At 63.6% G+C, this 18,890-nt stretch carries 14 protein-coding genes and 4 tRNA genes; 14 read left to right on the forward strand and 4 right to left on the reverse strand.

Annotated features, from left to right (window positions below; genetic code table 11):
* Positions 1-143: 143 nt before the first annotated feature.
* From leuS to ACREP4_RS09530, 7 genes are all read left to right on the forward strand, one after another.
* Positions 144-2,786, forward strand: a complete 2,643-nt coding sequence (gene leuS / locus ACREP4_RS09500; RefSeq protein ID WP_431595941.1) for a leucine--tRNA ligase — start codon at positions 144-146, stop codon at positions 2,784-2,786.
* 332 nt (positions 2,787-3,118) lie between these two features.
* On the forward strand, positions 3,119-3,700 hold the full coding sequence (lptE, locus tag ACREP4_RS09505) for an LPS assembly lipoprotein LptE (RefSeq protein WP_431595942.1): 582 nt from the start codon (positions 3,119-3,121) through the stop codon (positions 3,698-3,700).
* A 43-nt stretch (positions 3,701-3,743) separates the two neighbouring features.
* Positions 3,744-4,787: a DNA polymerase III subunit delta gene (holA, locus tag ACREP4_RS09510; RefSeq protein WP_431595943.1), complete on the forward strand. Its 1,044-nt coding sequence runs from the start codon at positions 3,744-3,746 to the stop codon at positions 4,785-4,787.
* A 49-nt stretch (positions 4,788-4,836) separates the two neighbouring features.
* The gene (gene nadD, locus ACREP4_RS09515) at positions 4,837-5,496 is read left to right on the forward strand and encodes a nicotinate-nucleotide adenylyltransferase (RefSeq protein WP_431595944.1); all 660 of its coding nucleotides are present in this window, start codon (positions 4,837-4,839) and stop codon (positions 5,494-5,496) included.
* 58 nt (positions 5,497-5,554) lie between these two features.
* On the forward strand, positions 5,555-5,974 hold the full coding sequence (gene rsfS / locus ACREP4_RS09520) for a ribosome silencing factor (RefSeq protein WP_431595945.1): 420 nt from the start codon (positions 5,555-5,557) through the stop codon (positions 5,972-5,974).
* A 75-nt stretch (positions 5,975-6,049) separates the two neighbouring features.
* Positions 6,050-6,520, forward strand: a complete 471-nt coding sequence (gene rlmH, locus ACREP4_RS09525; RefSeq protein ID WP_431595946.1) for a 23S rRNA (pseudouridine(1915)-N(3))-methyltransferase RlmH — start codon at positions 6,050-6,052, stop codon at positions 6,518-6,520.
* 24 nt (positions 6,521-6,544) lie between these two features.
* A tRNA-Asn gene (locus tag ACREP4_RS09530) sits at positions 6,545-6,621 on the forward strand.
* A gap of 468 nt (positions 6,622-7,089) precedes the next feature.
* Here the strand turns inward: ACREP4_RS09530 and ACREP4_RS09535 are convergent.
* Together ACREP4_RS09535 and ACREP4_RS09540 are read right to left on the reverse strand one after the other, a co-directional pair.
* Positions 7,090-7,166: transfer RNA gene (locus ACREP4_RS09535), tRNA-Asn, on the reverse strand.
* Between the two features lie 61 nt (positions 7,167-7,227).
* Positions 7,228-7,791: a GspH/FimT family pseudopilin gene (locus tag ACREP4_RS09540; RefSeq protein ID WP_431595947.1), complete on the reverse strand. Its 564-nt coding sequence runs from the start codon at positions 7,789-7,791 to the stop codon at positions 7,228-7,230.
* 158 nt (positions 7,792-7,949) lie between these two features.
* Here ACREP4_RS09540 and uvrB point away from each other — a divergent pair, with 158 nt between their 5' ends.
* From uvrB to ACREP4_RS09555, 3 genes are all read left to right on the forward strand, one after another.
* A complete protein-coding gene (gene uvrB, locus ACREP4_RS09545) occupies positions 7,950-9,965 on the forward strand; it encodes an excinuclease ABC subunit UvrB (protein WP_431595948.1) in 2,016 nt (671 codons plus the stop codon).
* 97 nt (positions 9,966-10,062) lie between these two features.
* Positions 10,063-10,137: transfer RNA gene (locus ACREP4_RS09550), tRNA-Val, on the forward strand.
* A 271-nt stretch (positions 10,138-10,408) separates the two neighbouring features.
* Complete coding sequence (locus ACREP4_RS09555; RefSeq protein WP_431595949.1) at positions 10,409-12,637, forward strand: arylsulfatase; 2,229 nt, start codon at positions 10,409-10,411, stop codon at positions 12,635-12,637.
* Between the two features lie 105 nt (positions 12,638-12,742).
* Here the strand turns inward: ACREP4_RS09555 and ACREP4_RS09560 are convergent, their stop codons facing one another.
* Both ACREP4_RS09560 and ACREP4_RS09565 read right to left on the reverse strand, forming a co-directional pair.
* Positions 12,743-13,798, reverse strand: a complete 1,056-nt coding sequence (locus tag ACREP4_RS09560) for a 4Fe-4S dicluster domain-containing protein (RefSeq protein WP_431595950.1) — start codon at positions 13,796-13,798, stop codon at positions 12,743-12,745.
* Positions 13,795-14,085 carry a hypothetical protein gene (locus ACREP4_RS09565; RefSeq protein ID WP_431595951.1) on the reverse strand — a complete coding sequence of 97 codons (291 nt, stop codon included), beginning with the start codon at positions 14,083-14,085 and terminating at the stop codon, positions 13,795-13,797. Before ACREP4_RS09565 ends, ACREP4_RS09560 begins: the two co-directional genes overlap by 4 nt.
* Before the next feature lie 195 nt (positions 14,086-14,280).
* Between ACREP4_RS09565 and hemN the strand changes: the two genes are divergently transcribed.
* The 4 genes from hemN to ACREP4_RS09585 all read left to right on the forward strand — a co-directional run bounded on the left by hemN (position 14,281) and on the right by ACREP4_RS09585 (position 18,812).
* Positions 14,281-15,690, forward strand: coding sequence for an oxygen-independent coproporphyrinogen III oxidase (gene hemN, locus ACREP4_RS09570; protein WP_431595952.1), 1,410 nt, complete (start codon positions 14,281-14,283; stop codon positions 15,688-15,690).
* A gap of 70 nt (positions 15,691-15,760) precedes the next feature.
* A tRNA-Leu gene (locus ACREP4_RS09575) sits at positions 15,761-15,847 on the forward strand.
* A gap of 22 nt (positions 15,848-15,869) precedes the next feature.
* On the forward strand, positions 15,870-17,159 hold the full coding sequence (locus ACREP4_RS09580) for a nucleotide sugar dehydrogenase (RefSeq protein WP_431595953.1): 1,290 nt from the start codon (positions 15,870-15,872) through the stop codon (positions 17,157-17,159).
* 30 nt (positions 17,160-17,189) lie between these two features.
* Positions 17,190-18,812, forward strand: a complete 1,623-nt coding sequence (locus tag ACREP4_RS09585; RefSeq protein ID WP_431595954.1) for an FMN-binding glutamate synthase family protein — start codon at positions 17,190-17,192, stop codon at positions 18,810-18,812.
* The last annotated feature ends 78 nt before the right edge of the window (positions 18,813-18,890 follow it).

The raw sequence follows: 18,890 nt of genomic DNA on the forward strand, positions 1-18,890 counted from the left end.
ACTGTCCGCAATTGTTGGTCGCGCGTGAAACCCTTCAGATATCAATGACCTGGGGGTTTCCAGAAGAGACGGGTTCGGCCCGGATTGGAGTGCGATGATGCACTGCGGTACCCTTTGCGGCTTTGCCGTTGCCCAGCGTTGCCATGCCCAGCGTCGAACCCAATATCTACGATCCCCAGCAGGTTGAATCCGCCGCTCAGAAATTCTGGGAGGACACGCGTGCCTTCGAGGTGACTGAAGCCTCGGACAAGCCCAAGTATTACTGCCTGTCGATGTTGCCGTACCCGTCCGGTGCGCTGCACATGGGCCATGTGCGCAACTACACGATTGGCGACGTCATCAGCCGCTACAAACGCATGACCGGCCACAACGTGCTGCAGCCGATGGGCTGGGATGCTTTCGGTCTGCCGGCCGAAAACGCCGCAATCAAGAACAAGACCGCGCCGGCCAAGTGGACCTACGCCAACATTGCCCACATGCGTGGTCAGTTCAAGGCGATGGGCTATGCGATCGACTGGTCGCGCGAGTTCGCCACCTGCACGCCTGAGTACTACGTGCACGAGCAGCGCATGTTCACCCGCTTGATGCGCAAGGGCTTGGCGTACCGCCGCAACTCGGTGGTGAACTGGGATCCGGTGGACAACACCGTGCTGGCCAACGAGCAGGTCATCGATGGCCGCGGCTGGCGCTCTGGCGCGCTGGTCGAGAAGCGCGAGATCCCGCAATGGTTCCTGCGCATCACCGATTACGCACAGGAACTGCTGGACGGCCTGGATGAACTGCCGGGCTGGCCGGATTCGGTCAAGACCATGCAGCGCAACTGGATCGGCCGTTCCGAAGGCCTGGAAATCCAGTTCGACGTGCGCGACGTGGACGGCGCCGCGCTGGATCCGCTGCGCGTGTTCACCACCCGCCCGGACACGGTGATGGGCGTGAGCTTTGTCTCCATCGCTGGCGAACACCCGCTGGCGCTGCATGCAGCCAAGAACAACCCGCAGCTGGCCGCGATGCTGGCTGAAATGAAGCAGGGCGGCGTCTCCGAAGCCGAGCTGGAAACCCAGGAAAAGCGCGGCATGGACACCGGCCTGCGCGCCATCCATCCGGTCAGCGGCGAGCAGGTGCAGATCTGGGTCGCCAACTTCGTGCTGATGGGCTACGGCACCGGCGCGGTGATGGCGGTTCCCGGCCATGACCAGCGTGATTTCGAATTCGCTACCAAGTACAACCTGCCGAAGCTGCAGGTCATCGCGCTGAAGTCGCCGAAGAATGACGACGAGCGCAGCTACGATGCGACCTGTTGGCAGGATTGGTACGGCGACAAGAGCCGCGAGACCGAACTGGTCAATTCGGCCGAGTTCGATGGTCTGGATTTCCAGGGCGCCTTCGAGGCACTGGCCGAGCGTTTCGAGCGCAAGGGCCAGGGCCAGCGCCGCGTCAACTACCGCCTGCGCGACTGGGGCGTCAGCCGCCAGCGTTACTGGGGCTGCCCGATTCCGGTGATCTACTGCGACGCCTGCGGCGCGGTGCCGGTGCCGGAAGACCAGTTGCCGGTGATCCTGCCGGAGAACGTGGAACTCAACGGTACCGGTTCGCCGATCAAGGCCGACCTGGAATGGCGCAAGACCACCTGCCCGGACTGCGGCGGCGCGGCCGAGCGCGAAACCGACACCTTCGACACCTTCATGGAGTCGAGCTGGTATTACGCCCGTTACACCTCACCGGGTGCGCGCGATGCGGTCGACAAGCGCGGCAATTATTGGCTGCCGGTGGACCAGTACATCGGTGGTATCGAGCACGCCATCCTGCACCTGATGTACTTCCGTTTCTTCCACAAGCTGCTGCGTGACGCACGCATGGTGGAAAGCAACGAGCCAGCGCAGAACCTGCTGTGCCAAGGCATGGTCATCGCCGAAACCTTCTACCGGCAGAACAGCGACGGCTCCAAGGATTGGTTCAATCCGGCCGATGTGGACACCGTGCGCGACGAGCGTGGCCGCATTGTCGGTGCGACCCTGCGCGAAGACGGCCAGCCGGTGGTGATCGGCGGCACCGAGAAGATGTCCAAGTCCAAGAACAACGGCGTCGATCCGCAGGCGATGGTGGCCAAGTACGGCGCCGACACCGTGCGCCTGTTCTCGATGTTCGCCGCACCGCCGGAACAGTCGCTGGAGTGGAATGAAGCCGGCGTCGACGGCATGGCGCGCTTCCTGCGTCGTTTGTGGACGATGGTCTACAAGCACACCGCCGACGGCAGCGCTCCGGCGCTGGACGTGGCGGCACTGACGGCCGAGCAGAAGACTGCTCGCCGCAAGACCCACGAAACCATCGGCAAGGTCAGCGATGACTACGGTCGCCGCCACGCCTTCAACACCGCCATCGCCGCGGTGATGGAGCTGCTCAACGCGCTGGCCAAGTTCGACGACGCCAGCGAGCAGGGCCGCGCCGTGCGTCAGGAAGCCTTGCAGGCCACCGTACTGCTGCTGAATCCGATCACCCCGCATGCCTGTCATGCGATGTGGCAGCTGCTGGGCAATGGCGAGACGCTGCTGGAAGACCAGCCGTTCCCGCAGGCCGACGCCGCCGCATTGGTGAAGGACGCCGTGACCCTGGCCGTGCAGGTCAACGGCAAGTTGCGCGGCACCATCGACATGGCCGCCGACGCCTCCCGTGAGCTGATCGAAGCCACTGCCAAGGACGAGCCGAACACGGCCAAGTTCCTGGAAGGCCTGACCATCCGCAAGGTGATCATCGTCCCGGGCAAGATCGTCAACATCGTCGCGGCGTAAGCCTGCAGTCGATGCGACTCAAAGCCCCTCTCCCGTGAGAGGGGCGAACGGCTCCTTCTCCCGCACGCGGGGCATGCATTTCCCTTCTCCCGCACGCGGGGCATGCATTTCCCTTCTCCCGCAAGCGGGAGAAGGTGCCCGCAGGGCGGATGAGGGGGAGCTTCTGCTCCTTGTCCAGCAACCCACACTCAAGCAAGTCTCCAGAAAAGAGTGCCGAACGGCCCAGGCGTGCCTCCAACACCGCGCGGTTTCATCCCCGCTCACCTCCAATGCGCGATGATCCGGGGCTGTTTTCTATTGCCGCTCCCGGCTGGCTCCTACAGACTGTGTCCATGACTCGATACCTGATCGCCCTGATCCTTGCCACGACCCTGACCGGCTGCGGTTTCCATCTGCGCAACCGGCTGACCCTGCCGGCGGACATGCCCTCAGTCAAAGTGGAGTCGCAAATCCGCTACAGCGAGCTGGTCAAGCTGATCAATCGCGGTCTGCGTGCTTCCGGTGCCAATGTGGTTGGCGAGGACGGAACGCCAGGACGCGGCAAGGACGATCCGGGCCTTGCGCGCCTGCAGATCCGTTCCGAGCGTTGGGGTGATCTGCCCATCGCCATCGACGCCCAGGGCCGCGCCCAGGAATACAGCCTGCGCTACGCCGTGGTGTTCACCTTCCTCAAGCCGGACGGCAGCGTGCTGGTGCCGGAGCAGGCGGTGGAGTTGTCGCGTGATTACGTGTCGCCGCCGCTGGATGCCACCGGCACCACCACCGAACGCGAAATCCTGGCCGACGAACTGCGCCGGGAAATGTCCGCCTCCATCCTGCGCCGCATCGACAGCGTGATCCGCGCCGATGTGGAGAAGCAGAAGAATGCGCCGCCTGTCATCGAAGGTGCCAAAGGCGAGGGCGATGCCGGCTGAGGCATTGCCGGTGTTCCCCATGTCGCGACGGCAGGAGTAGGCAATGGAGCTGCGTCCAGAACAGTTGGTGACCCAGGCCGCTTCCTCAGCCCTGGCGCCCGTCTATTTGATCGCCGGCCCGGAGCTGCTGCGGGTTATCGAAGCCGCTGACGCGGTGCGGGCCAAGGCCCGCGCCGAAGGCATCAGCGAGCGCGAGGTATTCGACGCCGACGGCCGCGATTTCGATTGGAGCCAACTCTCCTCCAGCTTCAATGCGCCGAGCCTGTTCAGTGCCCGGCGTTTGGTGGAAGTGCGCCTGCCCAGCGGCAAGCCAGGCAAGGAAGGCGCCGAAGTCATCAGTGATTTCTGCGCGCGGCCGGCGCCGGATGTGGTGCTGCTGATCACCGCTGGCGAGTGGAGCAAGGCGCATCAAGGCAAATGGGCCGAAGCGGTGTCCAAGGCCGGCGTGCTGTCGGTGGCGTGGGCGATCAAGCCGCATGAACTGGGTGACTGGATCGAACGTCGCCTGCGGGCCAAGGGCCTGCGCGCCGATCCAGCGGCCGTGCAACGGCTGAGCGAACGCGTGGAAGGCAACCTGCTGGCTGCGGCGCAGGAAATCGACAAGCTGGCGTTGTTGGCCGATGGCCAGCCGCTGGATGTAGCAAAGATGGAGTCGCTGGTCGCTGATGCCGCCCGTTACGACGTGTTCCGCCTCAACGAAGCCGCCTTCTCCGGCCAGCCGCAGGCGGTGCTGCGCATGCTTGCCGGCCTGCGTGGCGAAGGCGAGGCCGTTGCCGCCTTGATGCCGATGGTGATCCGCGAGCTGTTGCTGACCGCTGGGCTGGCGCGGGTGCAGGCCGCTGGCGGCAACCTTGGCGGTGAGATGAAGGCCAAGGGCATCTGGGAATCGCGGCAGGCACCGTTCAAGCGCGCATTGCAGCGGCATCCGGACCCGCGTCGCTGGGAGCGCTTCGTTGCTGAAGCCTCGCAGGTGGATCGCATGGCCAAAGGCCGCGCCGACGGCGATCCGTGGTTGGCGCTGGAGCGCCTGTTGATTGCCCTGTCCGAAGCGCGCGCCGTGCGATTGCTGGCGCGCGGGGTGCGTTGACGTGCAACAACCGGTGCTCGCGCCGCCCGCTGATCCCGCCGCTGCCGGAATGTTGATGTTCTACGGCGGCACGTTCGATCCCATCCATAACGGTCACCTGGCCATTGCCCGCTGTGCGGCGCAGGAGCTGCGGGTGCCGGTGCGGCTGATGCCGGCCGCCGATCCCCCGCACCGCGCCGTGCCCGGCGCAAATGCCCGGCAACGTGCGCGAATGCTGGAGCTGGCAGCAGCGGACGAGCCTGACTTCATCGTGGACCTGCGCGAGCTGGAGCGCGCCGAGCGGCAGCCCGGCGTGCCCTCGTGGACGACGGATACCTTGCGCGATATTCGCGCTGAATTCGGAATGTCGCGCCCGGTCGCGCTGCTGATGGGCGCCGACAGCCTGCTGGGGCTGACCACCTGGCATGAATGGGAACACCTGCTTGAGCTGGCCCATATCGTGGTGGCTGAGCGGCCAGGCAGCGCCTTGGATGGCGCATTGCCGCCGCTGCTGGCGGCTCACCTCCAGAATGCCTGGGCGCCGACTATTGGCGTGCTTTCCAGTGCGGCGGGGCGGGTCTGGCGGCTGCGCCAGCCTCTGCATGCGGAATCGGCCACAACCGTACGCGAGCTGATCGCCAGCGGCGGCCCGTGGCAGTCGCTGGTGCCAGCCAAGGTCGCTGACTACATTCAGGATCAGGGCCTTTATGACTGCCATCCATCGCCGTGAATGCCGGTTTCGGCTGGGTTCTCTATAATCGACCCCTTATTCATCGAGTTATGCTGCTTTGACCACCGAAGCCCAAGTCATCAAGACCCAATTGCCCAGCCCGCCGCCGTCTGTTCCGGCCCTGCTGGCATCCGTTCATGCCGCGCTGGAAGAACTCAAGGCCAAGGACGCGGTAGAGATCGACGTTCGTGGCAAGTCCAGCGTCGCCGATTACATGGTCGTCGTCTCCGGCACCTCCACCCGTCACGTCAAGTCGATTGGTGACGAAGTCGTCCGTTTCGCCAAGAACCTCGGCATCATGCCGCTGGGCGTCGAAGGCGAGCGCGAGGCGGAGTGGGTGCTGGTGGATCTGGGCGACGTGATCGTTCACGTGATGCTGCCGCGCGTGCGCGAGTTGTATGCACTGGAGCGTCTGTGGACCGTTGGCGACCAGCCGCCGTCCGCATACGACGACGAGGATGAGCAGTTCGATCGCTGATCGTTTGCTGCTGCATGCTTCGCGACGGCGCCGCAGGGCGCCGTCTTCGTTTCAACGCCGCACCGAGGTTGCGCCATGAAAGCCAAGTTGATTGCCACCGGTGAGCGCGCACCGTCCTGGGTGGCGCAGGGTTTTGCCGAGTACCAGAAGCGCCTGTCGCATTGGTTGCCGCTGGAGTTGGTGGAAATCGAGCCGGGCCTGCGTGGCAAAGGTCGCGACCCGAAGCGGGCCATCGAAGACGAAGGCAAGCGCGTGCTGGCCGCGCTGCCGAAGAATGCGTATGTCATCGCACTCGATGTGCCGGGACGTCAGCTCAGCTCCGAACAGCTGGCGCAGCGCCTGGAGCACTGGCGTTCGCAGGGGCGCGACTTGGCGTTCCTGATTGGCGGCCCGGAAGGGCACGCCGCGGAAGTGTCTGCAATTGCCGATGAAAAGTGGTCGATTGGCCCGCTGACCTTGCCGCATATGTTGGTTCGGCTGGTTGTCGCCGAGCAGGTGTATCGCGCAGCAGCAATGTTGGCCAATCACCCCTACCATCGCGCGTAACATGCGTATAGAATGCGCGTCCCCGCCCGAATAGCTCAGCCGGTTAGAGCACTTGACTGTTAATCAGGGGGTCGTTGGTTCGAGTCCAACTTCGGGCGCCAGATACTGAAAAAGCCGCGAGAAATCGCGGCTTTTTCTTTGCCTGTGTGCTGGGGCTGGCAGGTCGCGCGGAAAGCCGTCGCACGTCTCGCGCCCGGGCGATGCGCAGCGTGTGCGCATCGGAATGGAATTTCGACGCCATGTCGCCGTTCGACGAAATGCACGCAGGCAATCGCGAGCCTTGACGAAGGTATGGCGTTCTTCAGTGCCATGTATTGAAGCGCTGGGGGCTGCGGCAGGTGCTTTCCATGGGATGAAATCCCAGCATCAAGCGTCAATGCGCCGGCTCGTAATCATCGCCGCGAATATCGCCGCCGGCCCGGCTGTCGCATCGTTGCCGACATCACTCTTGAGTTGCTGGGATTCCATCCCGGCCTACGGTGTTGGTTGCCGAGCGGGATTGAAGAGTGCGCAGCAAATGACGGGCAACAAAAAAGCCTGCGATTGCTCGCAGGCTTTTTCTTGAATCTTGGCGCCCGAAGTTGGACTCGAACCAACGACCCCCTGATTAACAGTCAAGTGCTCTAACCGGCTGAGCTATTCGGGCGGGGAGGCGCATTCTAATCGTCCTGAGCAGGACGCGCAACCATTCATCTGCCCGAATTTGCTCATTCAACACAGGGGCGCGGCGTCTTGGGGCGCTGGCTGCGTGCGCGGCCGGCGTTGTTGACGATGATCTGGCTGAGCATCGCGCCGTCCTTGCTGCAGATGGAGATGGTGAGATTGGAGCCGGTGCTGCGCCCGTCGGGCAGGTAGCGGATGCTGGATCTGCCGCGCGTGCTGATGAGCCTGAGCTTGGATGAAGTGGGATGGTTGTCGCCGCGCACGATATCAGCCGGGTCGCCCGGCACCCGCTTGCCGTGGTGATCCACGAATACCAGCCAGCCGATGCTCCAGTCGTTCCGGCCGCTGCAGTGCCAGCCGTCAAGCGACGGACATAGCACCGCCGGTTTCCTGCGCGTGACCGCTGTTATCCGGGCCAGTTGCAGGTGATTGATCAGGGCATGCTCGGCGGTAATGGCGCGGTGCCGTTCCAGCAGTGCCGACAGCGACGGGGTGGCGAGGGCAGCCAATAGTGCGATCACTGCCATGCAGACGATCAGTTCGACCAGGGTGAACCCTTGCCGCAGGGCGGCGGAAAGGTGTCGCCGAGAAGGGGGAAGGCGGGACATGCGCGGCCTTTCCTGAGGAGGGAGACCGGTCAGGGTTGCGGGACGGCCGAGGCTGGGCCGTCAGTGTCCAGCGTGGCTGAACGTGGGGCTGCGCCGTGGCCGGTCGTCATCCGGCGGCTGGCATACTGGGCAGTCCACGCAGGCCAGTGCTCCCCCTCATGTCTGATCGCTTTCAGCTCGTATCGCCGTATTCCCCGGCGGGTGACCAGCCCGCCGCCATCGACAAGCTGGTGTCGAACTTCGAGGCCGGCATCGCCAAGCAGACGCTGCTCGGCGTCACCGGTTCGGGCAAGACCTACACCATCGCCAACGTCATCCAGCACGTGCAGCGCCCGACGCTGGTGATGGCGCCGAACAAGACGCTGGCCGCGCAGTTGTACGGCGAGTTCAAGGCGTTCTTCCCGCACAACGCGGTGGAGTATTTCGTCAGCTATTACGACTACTACCAGCCCGAGGCGTATGTGCCGTCGTCGGACACCTTCATCGAGAAGGACAGTTCGATCAACGAGCACATCGAGCAGATGCGCTTGGCGGCGACGAAGACCCTGCTGTCGCGGCCGGATGCGATCGTGGTGGCTACCGTATCGGCGATCTACGGCTTGGGCGCGCCGGAGGATTACCTGTCGCTGCGCTTGATCCTGTCCACCGGCGAGCGCATCGATCAGCGTGACCTGATCAAGCACCTCACCCAGCTGCAGTACTCGCGCAACGAATACGAGTTGCAGCGCGGCACGTTCCGTGTGCGCGGGGAGGTGATCGACGTATTCCCGGCCGAACTGGATGGTGAGGCGGTGCGCATCGAGTTGTTCGACGGTGAGATCGAGCAGCTGAGCATGTTCGATCCGCTTACCGGTGAAAGCCTGCGCAAGATGCAGCGCTACACCATTTATCCGAAGACGCATTACGCCACCACGCGCGAGCGGGTGCTGGCGGCGGTCGAAACCATCAAGGCAGAGCTGAAGGAGCGATTGGAGCAGCTGTACGCACAGAACAAGTTGGTGGAAGCGCAGCGTTTGGCGCAGCGCACCCAGTTCGATCTGGAGATGATGGTTGAGGTGGGCTACTGCAACGGCATCGAAAACTATTCGCGGCATCTCACCGGCAAGGCGCCGGGCGAGCCGCCGCCGACCTTGTTCGACTACCTGCCGGCCGATGCGCTACTGGTGATCGACGAATCGCACGTCACCATTCCGCAGATCGGCGCGATGTACAAGGGCGACCGTTCGCGCAAAGAGACGCTGGTGGAATTCGGCTTCCGCATGCCGTCGGCGCTGGACAACCGCCCGCTGCGTTTCGAGGAATGGGAGGCGCGTTCGCCGCGCAGCATCTATGTGTCGGCCACGCCGGGTCCGTATGAGCTGCGCGAGTCGGGCGATGACATCACCGAGTTGGTGGTGCGGCCGACGGGCCTGATCGATCCGCAGATCGAGATCCGCCCGGTCGGCACGCAGGTGGATGACCTGATGTCCGAGTGCAACGTGCGCATCAAGATGGGCGACCGCGTGCTGGTCACTACCTTGACCAAGCGCATGGCCGAGAACCTCACCGAGTACCTGGGTGAACACGGCATTCGCGTGCGCTACCTGCACTCCGATATCGATACGGTCGAGCGCGTGGAGATCATCCGCGATCTGCGCCTGGGCAAGTTCGATGTACTGGTCGGTATCAACCTGCTGCGCGAAGGTCTGGATATGCCGGAGGTGTCGCTGGTCGCCATTCTCGATGCAGACAAGGAGGGCTTCCTGCGTTCAAGCGGCTCGCTGATCCAGACCATCGGCCGCGCCGCACGCAATGTGCGCGGCAAGGCGATCCTGTACGCCGACAAGGTGACGCGCTCGATGCGGGTGGCCATCGATGAGACCGATCGTCGTCGCCAGAAGCAGGTGGAGTACAACGAAGCGCACGGCATCGTGCCCAAGTCGGTGGCGCGGCCGATTGTCGACATCCTCGAGGGTGCCTACGACGATGGTTCGGCCAAGTCCGCTGCCAAGGGCAAGGGGCGGCGCGTGGCAGAGCCGGAGGCCGACTACCTGCCGATGGAGCCGGCCAAGCTGGTGGCCCGGATCAAGGAGCTGGAGCAGAAGATGTACCAGCACGCACGCGATCTGGAGTTCGAGGACGCCGCCCGCGTGCGCGACCAGATTCACCGCCTGAAGGAGGCGAATCTGGGTTGAGGGAGGCAATGTGAAGATATTTGCAGAAACCTATTGTTCTTCCCTGTTTCCTTGGTTAAGATACGCGCCCTCGCAACGAAGAAATTGTTGCTGAGAAGGGCGGTTAGCTCAGCGGTAGAGCACTACCTTGACATGGTAGGGGTCACAGGTTCGAACCCTGTACCGCCCACCACTTCCCGGAAACGGCGAAGTGGAGATAAACGAAAAAAGCCGGCCATTGGCCGGTTTTTTTGTTTTTGCCCGGCGCGGGGCATCCGCCGTTCACGCGCGACGCAAAACGGTTTCGCCGCACTCAGCGCGGGGCCGTCGCAGCTTTTGCGGAAGCGTGATCGGGCAATACGCATCACTGTGGCGAACCTGCGCACTGAAGCTAGCGTGCCTGGGTTGTTCGCGTGTCGCGCCATCGGCCAGTCTGTGCAGAACAATGCGCGGGAGAGGGCGTGATGGGCAAGAGTTGGAAGCGGGGAGTGGCTGGCGTGGCGATCTGCATGGTCGCGCTGGCAGCGGTGTTCCAGGCGGCTGCGGAAACGTGGCGGCCAGTGCAGGCTGCCGATGGGGCGCCCAACATCATTGTGGTGCTGCTGGACGACGTCGGATTCAGCGATCCCGCCGGCTACGGCGGCGTGGCCGAAATGCCGGGCTTTGATCGGGTGGCCGACACCGGGCTGCGCTTCACCAACTTCAACACCACGGGCATGTGTTCGCCAACGCGCGCGTCATTGCTCTCCGGCCGCAATCATCATGCGGTGGGTTTTGGTCGTGTAGCTGATTGGGCAACCGACACGCCCGGATACGATGCGGTGTGGAAGCCCGATTCGGCGCCCATTGCGCGCGTGCTTGCCGATGCCGGCTACAGCACCGCGGCGATAGGCAAATGGCACAACACGCCGGAGTGGGAGGTTTCCCCCGCCGGGCCGTTTGACCGTTGGCCCACCGGGCTGGGTTTTGACTACTTCTACGGCATCATGAATCACGGTGGTGACAACCACTGGGAGCCGGCCAGTCTCTATCGCAACACCACGCCGGTGGAGCCGGTGCGTGTCGCCGGCCGTGAATACCATCTCACTGGCGACTTCGTGGACGATGCCATCGCGTGGGTGGGGACGCATCGTTCGGTGGCACCGCAAAAGCCATATTTCCTGTATCTGGCCACGGGTGCGGTTCACGCGCCGCATCATGTGCCGCAGGAGTGGATTGCAAAATATCGCGGACGTTTTGACCAGGGCTGGGATCAGCTGCGCGAAGAGATATTCGCGCGACAGAAGTCGCTGGGGATTGTTCCGGCAAGTGCGCAGCTGACACCGCGGCCGGATGAAATCCCGGCCTGGAAGTCACTCAATGCCGAACAGCGGAAGGTCTTCGCCAGGCAGATGGAGGTCTTCACCGCCTATCTGGCACATACCGATCATGAAGTGCAGCGCCTGCTGGAGGCCGTGTCGGCACATGACCCGGCCAGCAATACGCTGGTTTTCTATATCGCCGGCGATAACGGTGCCAGTGGCATGGAGGGCATCCACGGTTACATGGATGCTGCGGGCGGGTACGCGCCGCAGTTGGAGCACCTGGATGAGCTGGGTGGCCCGCTGCATTTCAATGACTATTCATCCGCATGGGCCTGGGTGGGCAGCACGCCGTTCCAATGGATGAAACAGGTTGCCTCGCACTTCGGTGGTCTGCGTGTGGCCATGGCCGTTTCCTGGCCGGGAAAGTTGCAACAGCCTGGTGCGATCGTGGAGCGGTTCGCCCATGTCGATGATGTTGCGGCGACGATTCTTGATGTTGCCGGCGCCTCGATGCCGGACGTGCTGGCCGGGGTTGCGCAGCGCCCGCTTGATGGAAAGAGCTTCCGTGACGTTTTTGCGAATACCGATGCGCAGGCCGATGGACGCGTGCAGTACTTTGAAATGCTGGGCAACCGCGCGCTGTATCAGGATGGCTGGATCGCGAGCGCGCGCCACATGACGCCGTGGATCAAGCCGTATCCGGAGGATTTCGAGAACGGGCCGTGGGAGCTGTACAACCTGGAGGAGGATTTCAGCCAGTCCAGGAACGTGGCTGCGGAACATCCGGAAAGGCTGCAGGCGATGAAGCAGCGCTTTGATCTTGAAGCCCGTCGCAACAATGTCTACCCGTTGGCCAACTACGTGGAAGGGCGCGACTACGGCATGCCGACGGTGGCCGGGGACAGAAAGGTGTTCGAGTTCACGCCTGCCGTCGGACGCCTGCCTTCCAAGACCCTGCCGCGGCTTGCGCGCTCCAGCTTCTCGGTGGAGGCACGGGTGCAGGTGCCTGACGGCGGTGGCGAAGGCATGTTGATGGCCTATGGAAGCCGTCTCGGTGGATTCGCCTGGTACCTGCGTAATGGCCGCATGGTGTTCAGCAGCAACGTCAATGGCCGTACCCGTGTTGAACTCGTTTCGCCTGCGGCTGTCCCGGCCCGGGCGGCCTCGCTGCGCATGTCCTTCAAGCGTGATGCCGAAGGGCAGGCCGGCACCGTGGCGCTATATATGGATGAGCGGAAGGTGGCGGAGCGTCGCCTCGACCGGCTTGGTTCGCCCGTCCTTGGTTCGTTGGGCATCGGCCAGGCCTTTACCTCGCCGATAGATTCCAGTTATCAGCTGCCCAATGCGTTCAATGGCACGTTGGAACGGTTGCGTGTCGTGATGGAGTAAGTGTTGTTTGCGGTGATGCGGCCCGGTGGAGTTGTGCCGGGCCTGCGCTGCTCATGTGCAGGCGGTGCGACAGGTTCGCTCGCGAAGCGGGAGCTGGTCGCCGCATTACGACCGCACCCCGGCAGTCACAATCATCAGCACCAACGCCACCAGCATCAGCGCGCCGAACAGCAGGGGTTTTACGCGGAGCCCTGCCGCGGCTTCTTCATGTGCGGGTGGCATGCGCTGGATCAGGCCTTCGGGGAAGTGGTGGCTGGCCATGCTTTCGTCGCAGGCGTCCTCGCAGGCGCCGCATTCGATGCAGCTGCTGGAGTGTCCATTGCGGATATCCAGGCCTATTGGGCAGACGCTGAGGCAGGCGCCGCAGTCGGTGCAGTCGCCCAGGTGGGCGGGGTTGAACTTGGGCAGGGCGCCGGCGATGGCCGGGTGCGCCGCGCGGAAGACGTAATCACTTGCAGTAACCGGGTCCAGCAATCCGCGCGTGCGATGCAGCACGCTGATGCTGCCGCCGGGTTCGCGCGGGCCACGCGGTTCGCCGCGCCGGGCGTTGTACTGCACCGTCGGCGTGCGTGCGTCGGCAATGAGATGTTGCACGCGGCTGTACGGGCACAGGTGCGTGCAGACCTGCTCGTGCAGGTAGACCACGTTGGCCCAGGTGGCCAAGGCGTAGAAGGCGATCCAGAAGCATTCCCACGGGCCGAGCGACAGTTGCAGCAGGTCGCGGAGGATGTCGCCGATGGGGCTGAAATAGCCAATGAAGCTGATGCCGGTCCATAGCGCGATGGCGGCCCACAGCGCGTGTCGCAGCGGTGGGCCGCAGCGTACGGCAGGGCCGTCGAAGGTGGTCAGCCGATCAAGCCCGCGAAAGACGCGGGTCAACACGGTCTGCGGACAGACATGACTGCACCACAGTCGCCCGAACAGCACCGTCACCAGGCACAGCGCGGCGACACCTGCCGCGACCAGCCACAACAGCGGCAATACGTTCTCCGGTTGCAGGGTGAGGCCGAGCAGGTGGAACTGGCGGGCGGAAAGGTCCAGCAGCAATGCCGGTTGCCCGTTCACCCGCAGCCACGGCAGCAGATAGAACGCGCACAGCAGTGCCAGCGCCATAGCGGTCCGCAGCGCGGTGCGCGCCCGTTTGCCTTGGGAGGCGCTCATTCGAAGTCGCTTCCAGCGCGGTCATCCTTGCGTGGACGCAGCAGCAGGGCGGTGAAGGCGCTGGCCGACGCGGTGGCCAGCCACAGCAGCAGGAAGCCGAGCGTGTAGCCGAATTCGCGGCTGATGGCGTGGCCGGGCAGGCTGATGGCGGCCAGCTTCAGTGGGTCGACCAGCGAGAAGAACAGCGCGGCAGCGACGGCGGCGGCAAAGAAACTGGGCCAAAGCACGGTGCCCAATTGCTGAATGGTGGAGCGGGGCGGTGACGTAACCGGGTCGAGTTCGTTCATGGGTCCGGGTGTGCGCAAGCGGGCCGGGGGACGGAAAGCGCTGGCCGAAGCAGCAGCAAGGTCCACGGGCGGAATGGTGAGAACCTCAGCCTAGGGAGCTGTGTGCTGAATGGCTTTGATCTGAATCAAGCTAGCCGGTCTTCCGATTGATCTTGCTCAAGGCATGGCAAGCCCGGCTGTCAGATGCTGTGCGCCATGGACACGAAACCCACACTGCTGAACCCCTTGGGCTGGACCTTCGACCCGGAGCTGCTGCGTCGGCACGACCGGCCGGGCCCCCGCTACACCTCCTATCCCACCGCGCCTCACTTCCATGACGGTTACGGAGAGGCGCAGTTCAAGGCGGCCATCGCTCGCAGCAATGACGCGGGCCGGCCGGTGTCGCTGTATGTGCATGTGCCGTACTGCACCAGCCCGTGCTTCTACTGCGGCTGCAACCGCATCATCAGCCGCGACCGCAGCAAGGGTGAGCATTATGTGGATCAGGTGCTGTTGGAGGCCGACCGCGCGGCGCCGTTGTTTGGCGCTGACCGCGAGGTGATCCAGCTGCACTTTGGTGGCGGTACGCCAAACTTTCTGGAGCCGGAGCAGCTGCGGCGCTTGGTGGAAGGGCTGGGGCAGCGCTTCAACTTCAGTGAAAGCGGCGCACGCGATTTCTCCATCGAGCTGGATCCACGCTTCGTGAGCGTGGACGACATCGCGGTGCTGGCCGAACTGGGCTTCAACCGCGCCAGCCTCGGCGTGCAGGATTTCGACCCGGTGGTGCAGCAGGCGATCAACCGCATCCAGGGCGTTGATGAAACGATGGCCATCATCCAGGCCTGTCGCGACAACGGCATGCGCTCGGTCAACGTTGACTTGATCTACGGCCTGCCGCTGCAGACGCTGGAAGGCTTCGGCCGGACCTTGGACACGGTGATGGCTGCGCGCCCGGATCGCTTGGCGATCTACGGTTACGCGCACCTGCCGCATATGTTCAAGGCGCAGCGGCAGATTGCCGATGCCGATCTGCCCAGCCCGGAACAGAAACTGGCGCTGCTGGGTCTGGCGGTGGAGCGTTTGTCGGCGGCCGGTTACCAGTACATCGGCATGGACCACTTCGCGCTGCCGGAAGAAGACCTGTCGTGCGCGCAGCGCGCCGGCAGCCTGCACCGCAACTTCATGGGCTACACCACCCACGCCGATACCGATCTGCTGGGCTTGGGCGTCAGCGCCATCAGCCGTATCGACAACAGCTACAGCCAGAATCCGCGTGAGCTCAACGATTGGGCGGCGCGGCTGGACGAAGGCGGTCTGCCGGTGTGGCGCGGGTTGGAGTTGGACAAGGACGACGAGCTGCGCGCTGAACTGATCCAGGAGTTGATGTGCCACGGCAAGGTGGACGGCTACGCGCTCGGCAAGCGTCACGGGGTCGATTTCGACAGCTATTTTGCCGACGAACTGGATGCTTTCCAGCAGTTGCAGCAGGACGGCCTGGCCACCTGCAGCGACGGACGTATTGCCGCAACCCGCCAAGGGCGCCCGCTGTTGCGGCTGATCGCGATGTGTTTTGACCGCTATTTGAAGGCCCCGCAGCAACCTGCGCGCTACTCCCGGGCCATCTGACGCCGGTTTCCGATAAAGAAATGCAGTCCGCGATTCACAATCGCGGCCCGATCAGGCACGCTATCGCGGTGCCCGGATGGCGAAATTGGTAGACGCATCGGACTTAAAATCCGCCGGCCGCGAGGCCATGCCGGTTCGATTCCGGCTCCGGGCACCAGACTGCAAACTTGAGGAACGGCATGAGCGCCCAGATCACTGCCGCGGCCACGCCGCGGATCGCCATCATTGGTCTGGGCTATGTCGGCCTGCCGCTGGCCGTCGAATTCGGCAAAACGCTGGACACGCTGGGCTACGACATCAATGCCGCCCGCGTCGCCGAGCTGCAGCGCGGCCACGATCACACGCTGGAACTGGACGACGCCGAGCTGGCCAGTGGTGTCCACGTGCGCTACACCGACAATCCGGACGCACTTGCCGCGTGCAACGTCTTCATCGTCACCGTGCCCACGCCCATCGATGCTTACGAGCAGCCGGATCTGGAGCCGCTGCGACAGGCGAGCCTGTTGATCGCCGGCGTGCTCAAGCGCGGCGACTTGGTGATCTACGAATCCACCGTGTATCCCGGCACCACCGAAGAAGTCTGCGTGCCGTTGCTGGAGCAGGGATCAGGGCTGCGCTTCAACGCGGATTTCCATTGCGGTTACAGCCCGGAGCGGATCAATCCGGGCGATCGGCAGCGGCGTCTACCCGACATCCGAAAAATCACTTCCGGCTCCACACCGGAAGCGGCGAGGGTGGTGGACGCGCTGTACGCGCGCATCATCACTGCCGGCACCTGGCCGGCTTCGTCCATTCGTGTGGCGGAAGCGGCCAAAGTGGTGGAAAACATCCAACGCGACGTCAACATCGCCTTGGTCAACGAGCTGGCCTTGATCTTCGACCGGCTCGATATCGACACGCTGGATGTGCTTGAAGCGGCCGGCACCAAATGGAATTTCCTGCCGTTCCGGCCGGGCATGGTTGGCGGTCATTGCATCGGCGTTGATCCGTATTACCTGCTGCACAAATCCGAGAGCGTGGGCTACCACCCGGACTTGATTCACACCGCACGTCAGGTCAACAACCGCATGGTCGCGCATGTGGTGTCGCGCGTGCGGGTGTTGCTGGAAGGAAAGCACAAGCCATTGCAGGGCGCGCGCGTGCTGGTGCTGGGCGTCACCTTCAAGGAAGACTGCCCGGATTTGCGCAATAGTCGCGCGCTGGACCTGGTACAGATGCTTTCCGCGGCTGGCGCGAAAGTGGACGCATTCGACCCCTGGGCCGACCCAAACGGCGCCCATGACATGGGTGGTGTAGAACTGGTGAAAGCCCCGGCACAGGGTGCTTACGACGCCGTGGTGCTGGCCGTGGCGCATCAGCAATTCCGTGATTTCGATGCGGCCCAGATCCGCGCGCTGGGTGTGCCGAACATGGTGGTCTACGACGTCAAATCGGCATGGCCCCGGCAGGTAGTGGACGACCGGTTGTAGAATCCGCCAACCCTGAAGTCGAGGAAGGCAATGCACCGCTACCTGGTTTATGTGTTGGCACTGATTCTGTTGCCGGTATCGCTCGCGTTGGCGAGCCAATGGCCCGCCTGGTATTGGGGCGTTGCCCTGTTCGGCATCATGTCGTTGGTGGGCACCTGGGATGTGTTGCAGCGGCGCAGCGTGCTGCGTCGCAACTACCCGGTGCTGGCGCACTTCCGCTATGGCTTTGAATCCATTGGCCCGGAAATCCGCCAGTACTTCGTGCAGAGCGATCTGGACGACGTGCCGTTCTCGCGCCAGCAGCGGCAGCTGATCTACCAGCGTTCGCGCAATGAAATGGATGTGGTGCCGTTCGGCACGCTGCGCAGCGCCTATGCAGTGGATTACGAATGGCTCAACCATTCCATGGCGCCGACCAGCATTCCGCACCATGATTTCCGCGTGGTGATTGGCAGCGAGTGCGCCAAGCCGTACTCGGCCAGCGTGTTCAACATCTCGGCGATGAGTTTTGGTTCGTTGTCGGCCAATGCCATTCGCGCGTTGAACAAGGGCGCCAAGCTCGGCAATTTCTGTCACGACACCGGCGAAGGTTCGATCTCGCCGTACCACCGCGAAAACGGCGGTGATCTGGTCTGGGAGATCGGCTCGGGCTACTTCGGTTGCCGCGATGACAACGGCCGTTTCAACGACGAACGTTTCGCCGAGAACGCCAGTAGCGATCAGGTCAAGATGATCGAGATCAAGCTGTCGCAGGGTGCCAAGCCCGGCCACGGCGGCGTGCTGCCAGCGGCCAAGGTCAGCGCGGAAATCTCCATTACCCGTGGTGTGCCGATGGGCGTGGATTGCGTGTCGCCGTCCAAGCATTCGGCGTTCTCCACACCGGTGGAACTGCTGCGGTTTGTCGCGCGCCTGCGTGAGTTGTCTGGCGGCAAGCCGGTTGGTTTCAAGCTGGCCATCGGCCATCCGTGGGAATGGTTCGGCATTGCCAAGGCGATGCAGGAAACCGGATTGTTGCCGGATTACATCGTGGTTGACGGCGCCGAAGGCGGCACCGGCGCGTCACCGTCGGAATTCATCGACCACGTTGGCGTGCCGATGAATGAAGCGCTGATTCTGGTGCACAACACCCTGGTCGGCTTGAACCTGCGCGATCGCATTCGCCTGGGTGCGGCGGGCAAGATCACCAGTGCGTTCGACATCGCGCGCACCATCGCGCTCGGCGCGGACTGGTGCAACGCCGGCCGCGGTTTCATGTTCGCGTTGGGCTGCATCCAGGCGCTGAGCTGCCACAACGACAAGTGCCCGACCGGCATTGCCACGCAGGACCCGAGCCGCTGGCGGCACCTGGAGCCGGTGGACAAGGCGCAGCGCGTGTTCAATTACCACGAAAACACGATGCGCGCGCTGCGCGACCTGTTGGGTGCTGCAGGTTTGAATGATCCTTCCGAGCTGGGCCCGGAGCACATTCTGCGCCGCGTCTCGCCGGTGGAAATCCGCTCGCTGGCGGCGCTGTATCGCTATCTCGCACCGGGCGAATTGCTCGACAAGGTGCCCGAACATGTAGTGTTCCGCGAATATTGGGCCGATGCGCGCAGTGATTCGTTCACCCCGCCGGCGCGGATAGCCGCATTGCGTTCGAGCAAGGTGCGCTGATCGAAGCGTCGTAGGCTGGGATTTGCATCCCAGCCTGCGATTCGCGCGAGGTAACGGCGACGTCGTGTAGCGCGGAAC

This window comes from Stenotrophomonas sp., from assembly GCF_050737575.1.
GTDB lineage: Bacteria > Pseudomonadota > Gammaproteobacteria > Xanthomonadales > Xanthomonadaceae > Stenotrophomonas.

Bases quoted from the DNA above. Each gene is read 5' to 3' on its own strand.
- leuS (WP_431595941.1), top strand. From the start codon at position 144: ATGCCCAGCGTCGAACCCAATATCTACGATCCCCAGCAGGTTGAATCC.
- lptE (WP_431595942.1), top strand. From the start codon at position 3,119: ATGACTCGATACCTGATCGCCCTGATCCTTGCCACGACCCTGACCGGC.
- holA (WP_431595943.1), top strand. From the start codon at position 3,744: ATGGAGCTGCGTCCAGAACAGTTGGTGACCCAGGCCGCTTCCTCAGCC.
- nadD (WP_431595944.1), top strand. From the start codon at position 4,837: ATGTTGATGTTCTACGGCGGCACGTTCGATCCCATCCATAACGGTCAC.
- rlmH (WP_431595946.1), top strand. From the start codon at position 6,050: ATGAAAGCCAAGTTGATTGCCACCGGTGAGCGCGCACCGTCCTGGGTG.
- ACREP4_RS09540 (WP_431595947.1), bottom strand. From the start codon at position 7,791: ATGTCCCGCCTTCCCCCTTCTCGGCGACACCTTTCCGCCGCCCTGCGG.
- uvrB (WP_431595948.1), top strand. From the start codon at position 7,950: ATGTCTGATCGCTTTCAGCTCGTATCGCCGTATTCCCCGGCGGGTGAC.
- ACREP4_RS09555 (WP_431595949.1), top strand. From the start codon at position 10,409: ATGGGCAAGAGTTGGAAGCGGGGAGTGGCTGGCGTGGCGATCTGCATG.
- ACREP4_RS09560 (WP_431595950.1), bottom strand. From the start codon at position 13,798: ATGAGCGCCTCCCAAGGCAAACGGGCGCGCACCGCGCTGCGGACCGCT.
- ACREP4_RS09565 (WP_431595951.1), bottom strand. From the start codon at position 14,085: ATGAACGAACTCGACCCGGTTACGTCACCGCCCCGCTCCACCATTCAG.
- hemN (WP_431595952.1), top strand. From the start codon at position 14,281: ATGGACACGAAACCCACACTGCTGAACCCCTTGGGCTGGACCTTCGAC.
- ACREP4_RS09580 (WP_431595953.1), top strand. From the start codon at position 15,870: ATGAGCGCCCAGATCACTGCCGCGGCCACGCCGCGGATCGCCATCATT.
- ACREP4_RS09585 (WP_431595954.1), top strand. From the start codon at position 17,190: ATGCACCGCTACCTGGTTTATGTGTTGGCACTGATTCTGTTGCCGGTA.